The organism is Reticulibacter mediterranei (assembly GCF_016587455.1).
In genome coordinates this window covers 2,136,444-2,152,137 of record NZ_BNJK01000001.1, presented here as the reverse complement: position 1 = coordinate 2,152,137, position 15,694 = coordinate 2,136,444, and the positions used below count along the sequence as shown (strand labels likewise).

Annotated in this window: 11 protein-coding genes; 8 read left to right on the top strand and 3 right to left on the bottom strand. The window is 52.4% G+C overall.

Annotated elements, in window-relative coordinates:
- Nucleotides 1–86: 86 nt before the first annotated feature.
- A complete protein-coding gene (locus tag K3T83_RS09280) occupies nucleotides 87–1,007 on the top strand; it encodes a hypothetical protein (RefSeq protein ID WP_220202685.1) in 921 nt (306 codons plus the stop codon).
- Nucleotides 1,008–1,129: 122 nt separating this feature from the next.
- On the opposite strand, the gene K3T83_RS09275 is transcribed toward K3T83_RS09280, so the two are convergent.
- Nucleotides 1,130–1,327, bottom strand: coding sequence for a hypothetical protein (locus K3T83_RS09275; protein ID WP_220202684.1), 198 nt, complete (start codon nucleotides 1,325–1,327; stop codon nucleotides 1,130–1,132).
- Nucleotides 1,328–1,534: 207 nt separating this feature from the next.
- On the opposite strand from K3T83_RS09275, the gene ade reads away from it, so the two are divergent.
- The 7 genes from ade (at nucleotide 1,535) to K3T83_RS09240 (ending at nucleotide 12,981) form a co-directional block, all read left to right on the top strand.
- Nucleotides 1,535–3,265, top strand: coding sequence for an adenine deaminase (gene ade, locus K3T83_RS09270; protein ID WP_220202683.1), 1,731 nt, complete (start codon nucleotides 1,535–1,537; stop codon nucleotides 3,263–3,265).
- A 5-nt stretch (nucleotides 3,266–3,270) separates the two neighbouring features.
- Nucleotides 3,271–4,245 (top strand): FAD binding domain-containing protein, encoded by a 975-nt coding sequence (locus K3T83_RS09265; protein WP_220202682.1) that lies wholly within the window; start codon nucleotides 3,271–3,273, stop codon nucleotides 4,243–4,245.
- A gap of 1 nt (nucleotide 4,246) precedes the next feature.
- Nucleotides 4,247–7,174, top strand: coding sequence for a molybdopterin-dependent oxidoreductase (locus K3T83_RS09260; protein WP_220202681.1), 2,928 nt, complete (start codon nucleotides 4,247–4,249; stop codon nucleotides 7,172–7,174).
- A 479-nt stretch (nucleotides 7,175–7,653) separates the two neighbouring features.
- Entirely contained in the window at nucleotides 7,654–9,171 is a 1,518-nt protein-coding gene (locus K3T83_RS09255) for a zinc ribbon domain-containing protein (protein ID WP_220202680.1), read from the top strand.
- 91 nt (nucleotides 9,172–9,262) lie between these two features.
- Nucleotides 9,263–9,802 carry a ribonuclease FAU-1 family protein gene (locus tag K3T83_RS09250; protein WP_220202679.1) on the top strand — a complete coding sequence of 180 codons (540 nt, stop codon included), beginning with the start codon at nucleotides 9,263–9,265 and terminating at the stop codon, nucleotides 9,800–9,802.
- A 119-nt stretch (nucleotides 9,803–9,921) separates the two neighbouring features.
- Nucleotides 9,922–10,944 carry a hypothetical protein gene (locus K3T83_RS09245; protein WP_220202678.1) on the top strand — a complete coding sequence of 341 codons (1,023 nt, stop codon included), beginning with the start codon at nucleotides 9,922–9,924 and terminating at the stop codon, nucleotides 10,942–10,944.
- A gap of 129 nt (nucleotides 10,945–11,073) precedes the next feature.
- Entirely contained in the window at nucleotides 11,074–12,981 is a 1,908-nt protein-coding gene (locus K3T83_RS09240; RefSeq protein WP_220202677.1) for a serine/threonine-protein kinase, read from the top strand.
- Nucleotides 12,982–12,988: 7 nt separating this feature from the next.
- Here K3T83_RS09240 and K3T83_RS09235 read toward each other — a convergent pair whose 3' ends face one another.
- Together K3T83_RS09235 and K3T83_RS09230 are read right to left on the bottom strand one after the other, a co-directional pair.
- Nucleotides 12,989–13,654, bottom strand: a complete 666-nt coding sequence (locus tag K3T83_RS09235) for a response regulator (protein WP_220202676.1) — start codon at nucleotides 13,652–13,654, stop codon at nucleotides 12,989–12,991.
- Between the two features lie 24 nt (nucleotides 13,655–13,678).
- Nucleotides 13,679–15,631, bottom strand: a complete 1,953-nt coding sequence (locus tag K3T83_RS09230; RefSeq protein WP_220202675.1) for a GAF domain-containing sensor histidine kinase — start codon at nucleotides 15,629–15,631, stop codon at nucleotides 13,679–13,681.
- Between the last annotated feature and the right edge of the window lie 63 nt (nucleotides 15,632–15,694).

Genomic DNA, 15,694 nt, shown 5'->3' with positions numbered 1-15,694 from the left:
TAGAGTGTGGAATAGAAGCGATGTTATCAGGTATTGGATAATGTCTTTGCGAAGATGCAAGTATGAACCTCTGAAGGAGGGTTGTGGTGAGTAATGAAGGTTCTTTTGCGGGTCAGGTGCAGCCAACTATCAGTAATCAAGAGTTGGTCGCTATTATGACGGAATTATCGCACTGTGTAGTTTCGGCACATCATGTTGATGACATTTTCTTCTGGTTGGCGCGGATAATTGCACAACATCTCGATGTAGAAGTAGTCGAGTTCTGGACGAAGCAGGTAAGTAGCAGTGGCAGTTCCTCGCTGTATTTGCGGGCGCTTGTGACGCTGGGCGATACAGTTCCTGAACGGCTGGTGAATAATGATGCTGTGCGTATGATTGTTGAGGATATACAACACGAACGCCGGGGTTTCTGGCTAAAATCTGTTGCTGACTTATTCACTCCCTATCAGTCAAACCTGTTGGGGCGCTATGGTCTGAATTATTGCTCAAGTTATCTCTTAAAGAGTACTGCTTTGCTGCCTCCTCCAAAGAAGGACGTGTCCGCGCGAAAAATTGCGACTCCTCTCGTGCTGGGTGTTCTGCTCTTTTTGGAACATCCACCTTCGCAACGTTTACTGCTTGGGATCGGGCATATTCTAGAGCGAGCGCTGATGATGGCGAAAAAGCAAGGATTGCTGTATACAACTGGGAATACCGAACCGCTGGAGATGGAAGATGCATTGGTTCCACAGCGGCACCTCTCTCTCCGCGATCTTATTCCAAGATATGTTCAGGAGAGGAGAGAAACGAAAGCGGGGAATTTTCAGCATGAGCCTATCGAACTACCGAACAGGCAGGTTCGCGAGGTCTACGCTGCTATCGATGGACAGAAGAGCGTGGCAGAGCTGATCGCAGCGACACAGTTAAGCATGGAAGAGATTCGCGCTTCTTTGCGCATTTTATTACTACGTCATAGAGTGAAACTGTATGAACCTGGGGGCAGCAAGTGGATAGTATCAGCTACTTGAGTGGTGCCAGGACATAATGAGAGACCACTTTTCATCAATGGAGCTGAACAGGAGACAGAGAAATAAAGAACTACACCTGTTCAGTTCCGTTGATGAGTAATGGCTGGTCTCATTTTCCCCTCTTATTCTGATTGCTCTTTGGCTGATGATTGTGGTGTGATAGGGCCAAGTCCCTGTGCATAGCGCGCTTTATCATATTCTGATTGTGATTGTGCTTGCTTTGAGATCAGCTCGTCAACCCAGCGCGAGAGCAGTGCTCCTACAACTGCGCCTCCTGCCAGCGCCACGACTTTGAGCAAAATTGTTGTGGGATTGTTCATGTTTATACCTTTCTCTTGAAAAGAACGTCTGCAAACAGCTTACAAATACTATACGATATGCAGGGTGAGACAGTTGGGATAACCATTATGGGTATTCTCATCCAAAGAATTGTAAGAAAACCCCTCTTATGTGCTAGAATCTCCTACTAAGTTCGCTATTTATAACCAGGATCAGGTGTTGTTTTTTGAGACAGAGAGGAGCGGGAAATGATGGATGATTTGTGGCGTCGGATTCAAGTTGCGCGCGGCGAGCAGGTGGCTGATCTTGTTTTGCGTAACGCGACGATTGTAAATGTATGCAGCGGCGAATGTTATCGTGCCGATGTTGCTATTGTTGATGGCGTAATTGCCGGTGTTTCTACTCCTGATCAGAGTTATCAGGGACGAGAAGAGCGCGATTTGCAGGGGCGCTGGTTGTCCCCTGGTCTTATCGATGGTCATATGCATATTGAAAGCACTATGCTGGTGCTTCCTGAATTCGCGCGCCTTGTCGTTCCACGTGGTGTGACGGCGGTGATGCTCGATCCACACGAATTTGCGAATGTTATGGGTATAGAGGGAATTCGCTATGTCCTTGCCAGCGGACAAGGGCTACCCCTTTCTACCTTTGTGACCCTTTCATCCTGTGTTCCTGCCTCCTCATATGAAAGCCCACATCAGGAACTCACCGTTGACGATCTTTTGCCTTTGCTGGAGGAGCAACGCGTGTTGGGCCTGGCCGAAATGATGAATATGCCAGGGGTGTTGCATGGAGATCAACAAGTTCTGGCGAAAATTATTGCCACGCGCCAGAAAGGGCTGGTGGTCGATGGTCATGCGCCCGGATTGAGCGGACACGATTTATCGGCGTATGCGGCTGCCGGGGTCATGTCCGATCACGAATGTACGACGTTGGAGGAGGCCCGACAGCGCATTCGTCTGGGCATGTGGCTGATGATTCGTGAGGGATCAGCGGCCCGCAACCTGGATACGTTGCTCCCCCTGGTGAAGGAACTGCACCCTCCTCGCGTCTTCTTTGTCACCGATGACCGCGACCCGCAGGATTTAACCACGCGTGGTCATATCGATTCAATGGTGAGGCGGGCCATTGAATTGGGGCTGGACCCGATTGAGGCTATTCGGCTGGCTTCTTATAATACTGCTCAGTATTTCCATCTCTATGATCGAGGAGCCATCGCCCCTGGCTTTGTTGCTGATCTAGTGGTTTTAGATGATCTACAGACATTTCATGTCGAGTCTGTCTATAAAGATGGGATATTAGTTGCTCGTGAAGACGCTTTGCTGGTTGATCTCCCATCTGCTGAAATCGGCTATGCTACTGGCACGATCCATCCTGGCGATATCTCTGAAGCCAATCTGGAGATAGCTGGCAAGCCTGGATTGGTTGAAGTCATTGGTATTGAGCCGGGACAGATTACGACAAAACATTTGCGTGAGGTAGCTCCGTTGCGCGATGGGAAAATTGTTGCCGATCCCGAGCGCGACCTGCTCAAACTGGTCGTTATCGAACGTCACCATGCCAGCGGTCGCGTTGGTCTGGGACTGGTGAAGGGCTTTGGCCTGCGCAAAGGCGCTATTGCTTCCAGTGTTGCCCATGATGCCCATAATATTGTCATTGCTGGTGTGAGTGATAGTGATATTCTCCATGCTGCCCGTGTCCTGGAAGAGATTGGTGGAGGATTTGCCTGTGTCGTTGACGGGGTCGTTCAAGCCTGTGTTCCCCTACCTTTAGGGGGGCTGGTTTCCCCTCTACCTGCTGCGGAACTGGTACAACAACTGCATGCGCTTGATACTGCTGCCGCTGCGCTTGGTTGTACGCTAGATCATCCATGCATGACGCTCAGTTTTCTTTCTCTCTCGGTGATACCTTCGCTCAAATTGACAGATCAGGGATTAATTGATGTTGAAGCGTTTTCTCTGCTACCACTACAAAGGTAATGTGCATGCTATTAAAGCTCGTTGAATATCATTGGGCGGAGCATATCGATGATGCGCTCCTCCTTTTAGGGCGTCTTGATACTAAGACGGTCCCATTGGCCGGAGGAACCTATTTACTTGGCTTGAAAGATGATAGTATTCAGGCGGTCGTTGATCTTCGTGACCTTGAATTGGCTTATATTTCAGATGATGCCCGTTACCTGCATATTGGCTCGATGACGACGTTACAGACAATGGCCGAGGCTCCGCTGCTCAAAGAATTTGCCACTGGTTTGCTTGCTCATGCTGCTTTGGCATCTTCGCCTTCTCGCTTGATTCGTAACAGTGCTACCATTGGTGGTACCCTGGCGACTGGTGTTGCTTCTCAGGCTGATTTATGGACGGCGCTGGTTGCCCTCGATGCCGAAGCTGTGGTGCGCTCTGGTTCAAGAACGCAGGTCAATCTCAGCGGTGGAACGAGCGAGCGTCCCGGTCTGGCGCTCTCCGGCGTGGTCTTTAAGGGGAAACAGGAGCGACGCCTGGCCTGCTCTACCTTGAGCCTGGAACGCCGCCCGGCGGAGTTGATCGTTGAGGTGGCGATTCCGCAACCCGCTCCTGGGTGCGGTACATCGTTTATGCGCATCAGTCAGACGCCAACCGATGTTGCTCTGTTAAATGTTGCTGCAATGGTCGAGATCGTGGACGGAAAATATAAACGTGTGCGCCTGGCGTTTGGTGGCGTGAATATGGAGCCTGTACGTGTGCAGCTGATTGAGCAGCAGTTGGAGGGCTATGCTGTGGTCCATCCGATTGATAGTGAGCGGCTCCAGGCATTGCTGCGCGCAGGTCTCTCTACCATGCGTTTTCCTTCTGATATCAGTGTGAGTAGCGCCTATCGTCGTGTCTGTAGCGTTCATCTGGCAGCTCATGCACTCGAAGAAGCGATTAATGTTGCTCACTGGCGTAGCATGGTGTCGTCCGGGGCTGGAAAGGTCGGCTAGTATGGAACTTGAATTACATATCAATGGCGTCGTTGAAAGCATGGAGGTGTCCGTCAACGAGACCTTGCTCTCAATGCTACGTCGAGAAGGCTATTGCAGCGTGAAGCAAGGCTGCGAGACCGGCGAATGTGGAGCCTGTACTGTGCTGGTTGATGGAGTGCCTCGCCCTAGCTGTGTGATGCTGGCAGGACAGGCCGGCGGTTGTACGATAACGACGACTGAATGGCTCGGCTCGGCTCAGAAGCTACATCCTTTACAGCAAGCATTCATCGATGTTGGTGCGGTCAAATGTGGCTTCTGCACGTCAGGTATGCTGCTCTCGGCCCATGCGCTGCTACAGAAAAATGCTCATCCTACTGAGGAAGAGGTAAAGGACGCCCTCTCTGGCAACCTTTGCCGTTGCACCGGGTATGTGAAGCCGGTGCAGGCGGTCATGAGAGCTGCTGCGGTGTTGCGTGGCGAGCGTGTTGAGCCGGTAGAATATACCACATCCAGCTATGATGAGAGTGCGCTCTCGATGGCGGAAAAGTTGCAGATGGGAGCATCTCATGGCTCAGCGGGAGGAGCAACGACAAAAATACCCGTCATCACTACCAGCAGTTCAGGTTTCAAGGGAGCGCGTCTGGATGCAGCGTTGGAGGTGGTAGGCAAGCCAGTCAGCAATATAGATGGAGTGAGATTGACGACCGGGAAGCCATCCTTTACTGCTGATGTGCTGCCGCGTGGCCTGCTCTTCGCTCGCGTCTTGCCTAGCCCTCATGCCCATGCTACTATTCGCTCTATTGATGTTTCCGAGGCGAGTGCGTTGCCGGGTGTTCATGCGGTCCTGACCTATAAGGATGTTCCCCGTACGCCTTTCTCAAGCGTGGAACATGTTCAAGGCGATGAGGGACCGCGCGATCAGTTTAGTCTTGATTACGTCCTGCGCTATGTTGGTGATCGAGTGGCGGTGGTTGCGGCTGAAACGCCCGAAATTGCGGAAGAGGCGCTAAACCTGATCCAGGTAGAATATGATGTGTTGCCAGCAGTTCTCGATCCGCGCAAGGCTCTGGAGGAAGGGGTATCGGTCATCCATCCCGAGTCTGATGTCGTTGGGATCTATGATGCAACGCGGAATATCGCTGCACGTGTGCGAGCCGAAGTTGGTGATGTGGAGCAGGGGTTCGTAGCGGCAGATGTGGTCGTCGAGGCCGAGTATTTTGTGCCCGCAATCCAACCGCTTCCCCTGGAGAATCATACAGTTGTTACCTATTTTGATGATGATGGCTCGCTGGTGGTGCGGACCAGTACGCAGGTTCCGCATCATGTGCATCGTACCCTGGCTCGTATTCTGGATATGCCATCTCGTCAGATCCGCGTGGTGCAACCTGCGGTAGGCGGCAGCTTTGGCCTCAAACAAGAGGTAGTGCTGGAAGATCTGTGTGCCCTGTTAACTGTCGTCACGAATCGGCCCGTGATGCTGGCATATTCGCGAACCGAAGAGTTCAACGCTACCCGTGTACGTCAGCAATATGTTGTGCGCTTAAAGACAGGGGTGAAACAGGATGGGACGATTGTTGCAAATCAGATGATTTTGCTCGCCAGCACAGGCGCGTATGCAACCCATCAACTGCTTGCACCCAGCAGCGGTGCCTCTGAAGCGCTTGCACTCTATCCCGCGCCCAATATGAGCTATGTGGCCGAAATTCTCTATACCAATCAACCACCGGCTGCCTCACTGCGGGGGTATGGCGTGCCTCAGGATTTCTTTGCGCTGGAATGTCATATGGATGAGGTTGCGAAACGGATTCGCCTTGATCCACTGGAGTTCCGGCGGAGAAATTGGTTGAAAGCTGGCGATGCTTATCCCTGGTTGCCTGTTTCGCAGCGGGGGAGAGAGGCCGCTCCTCGCATTGCAAGTAGTGGCTTGCCGGAATGTCTGCGCGTAGTAGAGGAGAAGTTGAGCTGGCATACCAAGCGTGGTCGCGTTGGGAACGGACGTTTTCGACGCGGCGTTGGCCTGGCTCTTTCTCTGCATGGCAATCCGCTTGCTCCTACCGGGACCGGTGGTGCGATGATTAAGCTCAACGAGGATGGGGCATTCGATATCTTTGTAGGCATTGCTGATGGTAGCGGCGATGCGAAGACGCTGCTGGCCCAGATCGCCGCTGAGTCGCTGGGTGTCCCCGTCTCCAGCATTCTCATGCATACGAACGAGACAAGTATTGTGCCTTCTTTGGTCGGTGAGGGTGTCCTCTCTTCGCTCTATCTGAGCGGGGGGGCCGTGAAAAGGGCGGCTGAACAGGTGCGCCGCCAGATCGTGGTTGTCGCCGGGCGCATGCTCAATGCACTGCCCGAATCTTTGAAGATTCATAACGGAACGATCTTTGCCCCTAATGGACAAACGCTGACTATTGAGCAGGTGGTCAGGCATTGTCTCTATGTCGAAAACAGGCATATTATGACCACCGCTTCCTGGAAGCAGCCGCAGATCCCCACTGCCTTTGCCGCGCAGGGTGTGGAGGTCGAAATTGATACGGAGACTGGCAGCCTGCGCGTCATCTCATCAATTACCGCTGTCGATGCTGGGCGGACGATTAACCCGATGATCGCTGAGGGTCAGATTCAGGGGAGCGTTGCGCAAGGTCTGGGGATGGGCCTCTCTGAAGAGATGCTCTACGACCAGAAAGGGCAATTATTAACCACCAATCTCAGCGATTACCACATTTATAGTGCGCCCGACATGCCTGAATTGCAGACATACTTTGTCGAAACAAACGATGCCTCCGGGCCTTTTGGAGCAAAAGAGGTGTCCGAGATACCGCTCAATGGCGTTGCCCCTGCTCTAGCAAATGCTGTGGCGGATGCGCTGGGCATTCGTATTCGGCAGCTTCCTTTGACTCCTGAACGCATTTTACGCGCTATCCATGCGCAAAATAATGCACGCTGATGCTGCTGTTGGTCAATGGGAGCGGTTCATAGATTGTGATGGGCCGCTCTCTTGTATTACTGTAATGTGTATTGCAATAACCTATTGGTTTGTAAGGCTTTGACAAAGAGGAAACCCACAGTTTGCGGCGGGTTTCAACCTCAGCAGAAAGAAGGGTGTGCCAGGACTTCAGCCCTTGCTCTTCGGCCCAGGGCTTTCCAGTTCTCCGCTCAAAGGGGTGCAGGGTCTCCCTGCCGGGGTCTGGGGTGTCCCCAGTTTCCTTCCCTCCTTCGCGCGCCGCCTGCGACGGCGCGCAAAAGAGAAGAAAAAAGGTTTTTGCGGGGACACCCCGCACCCCGGCAGAGGGCTGCCGCCCTCTGCACTCCCGCTAGATGGGAGAATTGGAAAGCCCTGCTCTTCGGCCCCTGCTTGTTGAAAACCTGTTCGCTATTTGCTATACTAGGCAAGAGCCACAACAGCGTGAGGAGGATACAGGGGCAATGGCACAGGCCACGATTACGATCAAGCAGCGCTTGAACTATGCACCAGGGCATGCCGCTGCTTTCACGGCCAATCAAGAGCTTTTTAATCAGGTGGTGGCCTTTTATTTTGACGTGATCCAGGCTCATTCGCAGATCTTAGACCTGGGGAGCCAGGACGCCTTACGCGCTTTAGAGCGGCTCACCCATGCTACCGAGAAGTACCCCAATCCGGTCATGCCCCTTTCTGCTCTCAGGGAGGACATTCCTGCCATGTTCCGCCGTGCCGCCATCAATGCCGCTTTAGGTTTGGCCAAATCCTTTCACGGCAACTTGAAGCGCTGGAGAACCAGACGTGAGAAAGCGCACGCAAAAGGCAAGAAGTTTACGGATCGCCCGCCCGTACCACCACGCAGCTGGAATAAGTCTGTGTCTTTCTATGCAGGGCTCTGGCGCGAGCGTACCGTCAATAGCGTCATGCTCAAAGTGTGGACCGGGGTATGCTGGTCGTGGATCAAGGTGCGCATCAGTGGGCGCGATCTGCCTGCCGGGTATGCAGTGGGCAGCCCTCAGCTCATCTGGCATGGCAACGAGTGGTGGTTACACACGCCTGTTGAGCAAGCGTTCACCGCTCCAGCCAAAGTGGAGGAGCAAGTCAAAGAACAGACCACCATCAAGATCTGTGCCGTCGATTTGAATCTCGGCGAACAGATCGCCGTGTGCAGCGTCCAGAACGCCGAAGGTACGATCCTCGCCACTTGCTTCATAGGCGGTGGTGATGCGATATCCGGCTTTAGGAAGATGGTGCTTGGCCGCATTGCACGCAACCGGAGTAAGACCGGCATCATAGCTGAAGGCGAGCAGGATAACGGGGCCCTCTGGCAGAAGATCCGCCGCCGCGATGATAATGAGGCCCATCGCATCAGCCGCCGCGTTGTGCAGTTTGCTCTTGAGCAAGGGGCAAGCGTCATCGTCTTTGAACATCTGGGGGCGCTCAAACCAGAGAAGGGCAAGTACAGTCGGCGCGGCAACCTGAAACGCGCGTACTGGATGAAGGGGCGCATCTTCCACTACAGCAAATATAAGGCGTGGAATGAGCGCATCATCACCTGTCGGGTCAGTCCGCGTAACACGAGCCGGGACTGCGCCAGCTGTGGTGAAAAAGTCATCCGGTACACTCAGGGATGGCATCCCCAGGAAGGCTATACGCCGGGAGCGCCCCTGGTCCGGTGTCCCGCTTGCCAGATGCGCGGCCATGCCGATAGAAATGCGAGTCTGGTCATCGGGCAGCGGCTCTTTGCCCGCTATCGTCAGGCAGCCAAACAGGAAAAGCCTCAATCTCGCCGGGGACGTTCCGGCAGGGTCGTGAAAGCGACAGGTGTGATCGTCTCCCAGGATGCCCAACGTTGTGAGCAACCATCTATTCTTGCAGCAAGGCATGGAGACCGTCACGAGCATGGCATCGCTCAGGGAGAAGTGTTCTGGATGGATGAGTGCCCTCCATCTTTACCTACTCAACTACGATTGTTCGAGGAGTAGCCGCTATGCGACACATACTCAGATCATCGCGTACAGAGGTGAGGAAGAAGTTGCGAGGCTTTAGCCTCTGCGGAGTGTCACGAGGTAGTATATGAAGCAAAAGCGCGCAGATCGCTATGATTGGCAGCGCATTCTCCAAAAACGTTTTGCCATGATGTATCTTGATACGTATGCATTTAAGGGGCATGTCTCGCTCTTTTGTATCGATGCGGTACGTGAACCTCTATGGATCAAACCAGCCGATGGGCCGGTCTGCCTGGCGGATAAAGGGTATCTGTGGCTTCAGCATTTCCCGGACAACTCGCATTATACTGTAACAACTATTTTTGATGATCAGGGGGAGATTGCGCGCTGGTATATCGATATTTGTAAGCGGCACTACCTCGATGACCAGGGCTTGTTGTGGTATGAAGATCTCTATCTCGATCTGGATGTCTCTCCTGATGGTCAGGCTACGATCTTAGATGCTGATGAGCTTGACGAGGCGCTGGCTCAGGGCATTATTTCGGGGCTGGATTATGAGCTGGCATGGCGTGAAGTAAGCAGTTTGTTGACGGTCATAGAAGAAGATGCGTTGTCCATTTTCTGGCTGTGTGAAGAGCATAAAGATATGTTGCTCAAGTTCGTATAATATGTATGATTGATATGTTGCGTTAGCGACTATGCTTTTATGTTGCTTTAGTAGCTTGTTTGATTGCTTGCTAATATAATACATTTGAATAAAGATATGATAGATCGGAGGAGGCGGCTATGGCGCGTCGCTTTCATCCACGAAGTACTCCAGCAGAAAATCTTCGTGTAGTCATACGTTCTCTGCCCTGGAAAATTCTTTTGTTAGTACCTATTCTGGTTATTGTGGTTGTGCCAACCTTTCTTGTGGGGACGCGGGTGGGCAGTAACGTTTTGCCGTCAATGACCCACTTCTTCTATTCGTGGAGCGCTCCTGCTCCTTCGGCTACTCCCACGCCGCCGCCACCTTTTCCTGCCATTTTGCCCCAGGTTGGCTCTATTTTATATACCGTGCAGGATGGCGATTCCTGTAACACTATTCTGACCTATCAAATGCGTATGGAGGATGCAGGCCAGATCTTCAGCGATGCGAAACCGGAGACAGTGAAGGCTTTAAATACCGCTATTGGTCAGGATTGCCATAAATTGCAGCCCGGAATGGTGTTGCCGCTCTCTCCACATTATCCATTGACCTCCTTTGGAGGGATCATCCGTAAAATCGAGGCCAGCACGCCCCAGCAGGTATTGCCGACGCCCTTAATTAATGTGCCGAACCAGGAACCTGCGACCGCCGATTGTTCCGGTGGATGCCTCTTTACAGTGCAGATTGCGGATCAGGTGACGGTGAAACTTTCGGTACAGACAACGCTTTCGGTTCGCCCTGGTTCCTGGATCTGGACGTTTGCGCAGATGCCGCGTAAGGCGATAAAGGGTTTTGATACTTATCCCTATGTGGATTCCCAATTATCGCTGAATGGGAAGACTTTGCGGGGCTGCAATTTTGAGATTGATAATAAACGCGATCCGCTGGCCGCAGCCTGTAGTGATCTGACTCCCAATTCGATTGTAGACGACGACGGCGCGTGGTTGATCGGCGTGACTGGTACGGGCGCGCTCGATCACTGGCGGTATGCTGTAAAGAAGTTGCCGACAAATACTCGCGTAATGCTCTGGCTCTCCTCGGTCAATGGCAATCTGACATTTCGGCGCGGCAATCCATTCTATGTCTATGATGAAGCAACACATATCTATCAGAAGGCATAGGAGAAGCGACATAAAGATAAAGTGTGTTATGTGAGTAAAAAAAGTGATTATGAGCGCGGGTGATGTTTCGCGATAGCGTGTCCCTCGTTCGGGTTGAGGATATTCTATGTAGTTGGGAGTGGAGATGTTATGAGTGATCTTGAAGGGAGAACCCTTGATCGCTATAAGTTGAAGCAGCTAATCGGCAAGGGTGGAATGGCGGATGTCTATCTGGGATATGATCCGCGCTTTGAGCGCACTGTCGCGGTCAAGGTGTTTCGGCGCGATGATGAGGATTTGCTCCGGCGCTTTATTCGTGAGGCCCGGCTGATGGCTAATCTTCGGCATGCATCTCTTATGCCTATCTATGATGCTGGGGAGAGCGTCCTTGACGGGTTGACACAGTATTATATTGTGATGCCTTTTATGGAAAACGGCACATTGCGGGGGCGCATTCGTCGTCAGCCTCCCCTTTCGTTGCAAGAGATCTCCAACTATCTTACTCATATAGCTGATGCGCTCGACTATATCCATAAACGCGGTATTATTCATCGCGATATTAAATCTTCTAATGTCCTGTTAGATACCGAAGGACGCTGCTATCTCTCAGATTTTGGGATTGCGCGCACTGCAACTGATGCCACGATGACCACGACGGGAGGGGTGCTGGGAACCGTTGATTATGTGGCTCCCGAATTGTTTGAGGAGGGACAGAAAGCCAATGCGTATAGCGATCTCTATTCGCTGGGCATTCTGCTCTTCGAGATGGTGACGAGGCGCTTTCCGTTTGCGGCCGAGAGCCAGATTGCGCTAATCGCCATGCATATAAACAATCCCCCCCCTTCTCCACGCCGCCTGGTTCCTCAAATCTCCGCGCCGACCGAAAAAGTGATACTCAAGGCGCTGGCGAAGAGGCCAGAACTGCGTTATGCTACTGCTACCACCTTCGCCGAGGCGTTTTGCCTTTCTCTTACCCCTCGTTCGGGAGAGAATACCACTTCGGAGGTGACTCCTCGTAGAGAGCCTGTGAGCACCGATCCAGGCGATGCAAAAACGGCGGTGAAGCCTGTTGCTCTATCTACGCTTTCGGTTCGGCCTGCGCCACTTGCAGGCTTAACTGAAAGTCATCTCTTGCCTGCCACTAACGCTCCTTTTGCGCAGCAGCCAGCAGGTGTGATGCAACATTCACCACGCCTTCGTCGCATGACTATGGTTGCGCTGGCATTGGTCATGTTGCTAGCAGTTATGGCTCCAGCACTGTTTTTTGTGCTGGGTCATCACCAACTTCGCCCTGTCACACCCACTCCAGAGGCTCCCCAACCGGTCGTACAGATACATACGGCCGCAACACCGACAGCGAGAGCCACTATGACTCCTACTCCCAATATCACTGCGACCGCACATGTAGCAACGGCAACCGCTGAACAGCAGGTCAAGAGTGCGAAGGCAACTGCGCTGGCGCAGCCGACGGGCAGCACGGCTACTGGCGATGTTCAGACCGCTCCCACCGGCAATGCACTCTATACCGATCCCCTTAACAACTCCGGTGCTCCAGCAACAGCCCAGGCCAATTGGAACGAGAGCAATAGCTGTACTTTTCAGGGCGATGGCTACCATGTAACCTCCAGAAGTGCCCTCGTTACATGTATGGAGAGTAGCCATTCCTACAGGGATGCTACGATTTCGGTAGATATGACGCTCCTCAACGGGCAAATTGGCGGTGTGATTTTCAGGATGTCCTCGGTTCCGTTCGTGGGGAATTATGCTGGATATCTATTTGAGGTGGACAGCCAGGGAAATTACAGCTTCTCTTGCTCTAGCATAACCGCTGGCAACACCGTTTTGAAAGAGGGGTCTATTCCCCACGGCTTTAGAAGCGGATATCACGTAAAAAATACCTTGCAAATCGTGATGAATGGCAGTTCTCTCTCCTTTTACATCAATGGGGTTTTTCTGGATCAAGAGACAGATACAGCGTTTGCCGCAGGCACTATGGGCTTTCTGGCTCTTTCTGCCAGTGCTGTTTATAGCCATTTGCGGATCTATTCTATCGCTTAGTTGTGAGCTAGTGATCGTCGGAAGAGTGTTTTTGTGGAGGCACCAGTTTATGCTCAACCGCGAAAGCAGCCGCTTCGCTGCGGCGCGACAGGCCAAGCTTCTCCAGGATGTGACTGACATGATTGCGCGCCGTTTTTTCGCTAACATACAGAGCTTCGGCGATTTGTTTGTTGGTATAGCCCCGCGCTACTAATGCCAGCACTTCTCGCTCTCGTTCGGTGAGATCTTCGCCCGGTGTGGATATGTTGCCAGCGGTCATGCGCGACATAACCTGTTGAGCCTGTTGTGGGTCAAGCAATGATTGACCGCTTGCTATATGGCGGATGGCCTTCAAGAGTTCGGAGCGACTCACGTTTTTCAACAGATAGCCGCTTGCTCCTGCTACGATAGAGGCCATCACTGCCTCTTCATTGGTGAAGGAGGTAATCATCAAGACCTGAATGTGTGGATAGCGGCTTTTTATTTCTCGACAGGCCTCGATACCATCCATCTTTTCCATCTGCACATCCATCAAGATGACCTGTGGGTCCAGAACGCTGATCTTGGCCACCGCCTCCCCTCCATTGCTGGCTTCCCCAACAATCTGGATATCTGATTCAAGCTCGAAGGCTGCTCGCATGCCCAGGCGGACAACTTCATGGTCATCAACAATCATTAACCGTATCTTTGTCATCGCAATACCTCGCCTCTCAGTTGTTCAAACGGGTATTTTTGCCCATACTTTGACGCCTCCATCAGGAATTGGTATGACTTCCAGCGTCCCTCCTAGTTCTACTGCTCGTTCGCGCATTCCCACTATACCACGTCCTGAATAGAGAGATGGGTGTTTCTCACTTGCTTCTGTGATATTCTCATCGCATGTTGCCGGCAATCCTCGCCCATTATCGCGAATCTCGACCTCTATACTTTCCGGCTGGTAGTGCAGACATATATGGATCGCAGTTGCCAAGGCATGCTTGTAGGCGTTTGTGAGCGCCTCCTGCACGATGCGAAAAATGGCTGTGCCAACCTGAGCTGCCGTTTGTTCATGTTGCCCATTTGCATCTATCGTTTCTTCGTTTCCTATTATTTCCAGGCGTACCGGTAGATCGCTGATGGTTTCAAACTCTCGCACCTGATTGGTCAACATCTGTACCAGCGTGGTTCGTCCGCTCATCAATGGTTTCAGGGAGAACATATAGTTGCGCGTCTCCCACAATGCCTGCTTAGAGATTGTCACCAATTTGTCCAGGCGCGCCGCGAGTGGCTCGACCAGCTCCGCATCTTCATCCGAAGCCTCGACAATGCGATGCGCCTGAGTCGCGCAGGTTTCAGCGTTGAGGCTCAACATATAGACGAGCTGGGCGACGCCATCGTGAATCTCGCGTGCAATGCGACCCCGCTCTGCCGTTGCCGCTAGTTGAATCATTTGTTCTGTCAGACGTATATTCTCCAGTGCAATTAAGAGCTGGGTTCCCGCAATGGTCAAAAAGTTGATCTGTCGGGGATCAAATGGCGTCTTGCGCAGACTTTCGACGCCCAGGATCATGCGCACCTGCCCTTCGCGAATGATTGGCTGGTAGAGCCGGACTATCTTGTAGCCATAATCCACACCAGTATCGGGAGGGAGTAGATCTATATGTCTTTCCCCCGTATGTATCACGTATTCTAAGGGCGCGTTGCTCCTTGTGGGGAGGAGACCCTCTGACTGATCTATTTCGATCAGGTTCTCAAGCAGGGCATCGGTGGGAGCCATATGGAGCTGGTCATCGACCTCTTCATAATGATTGATAATAGGTGCCACAATCAGACGTTGGAAGGGGCCGCCTTTGCAGAGCTGTTCGGCACTCTTTTGCAGGAGCCGTTGCCTATCGCTGGCCTCACGAACAATCGTATCGCCCACATCCAGCAAGACACGCTGCTGGCGAACATCTGCCTGGAGTTGCCGTTTGCTGTGCGTTAAACTTGCCAGCAGGGTAACGACGAATGCGGCGCAGAGTGCAGCTACTGGCGTATCGACCAGCGAGCCAGCGATATCGATCACGTTAGGCGTATAGATCTGGCCAGATGGCGGTAACGATGGAGGATAAAATATGCCCAACAGAATAAAGAGATCATAGCCTATGGCTGCTGCAAAGGCTCCTGGATAGCGGTAGGCAAGTGCTGTTGCGAAGGCTGTTGACATGCCATAACGATAAAAGGGTGAGGATGAGCCAAAGCTTGGGGCCAGCCCGAAGGGGCCAGTAAGATAGGTTGCGAGGCCGCAGATAATCACATCCAGGCCGTACATTGCTATATTCCAGTAAGGATTGCGGACGTGAGTAAGTGGAGTCAGTATCCCAGTATCTTCCTCTTCTGTTTGCAGCGAGAGCCGTTTGCGTGTTTGTAATCGTCGGGTAAATGGGAGAGCGCTCATATGTGGGACAAGAAGCTGCACGACCGGCGCGTACAGTGTTACAATAAGCGTCTGAGCCAGCGTAATAAAGAGGAAAACCACACTGATCCGGTAGGCAGCGGTTTGCGTATATGCTCCACGTGATCCCACGATGAGAACAAGTGCATAGAGCCACATACTCCAACGCCACATGAGAAAGAAGTAGCTTGGAGTGCTGCGAAGTCGGCGCAGAGTCGTATCTGAGAGCATTTTGAACGTTTTCTTTGGTGGTTTCATTGCCTATGCCCTCCTGAGAAAATGAGATGATGAAAGGATGTGCTTTATGCCATTATACCTGAA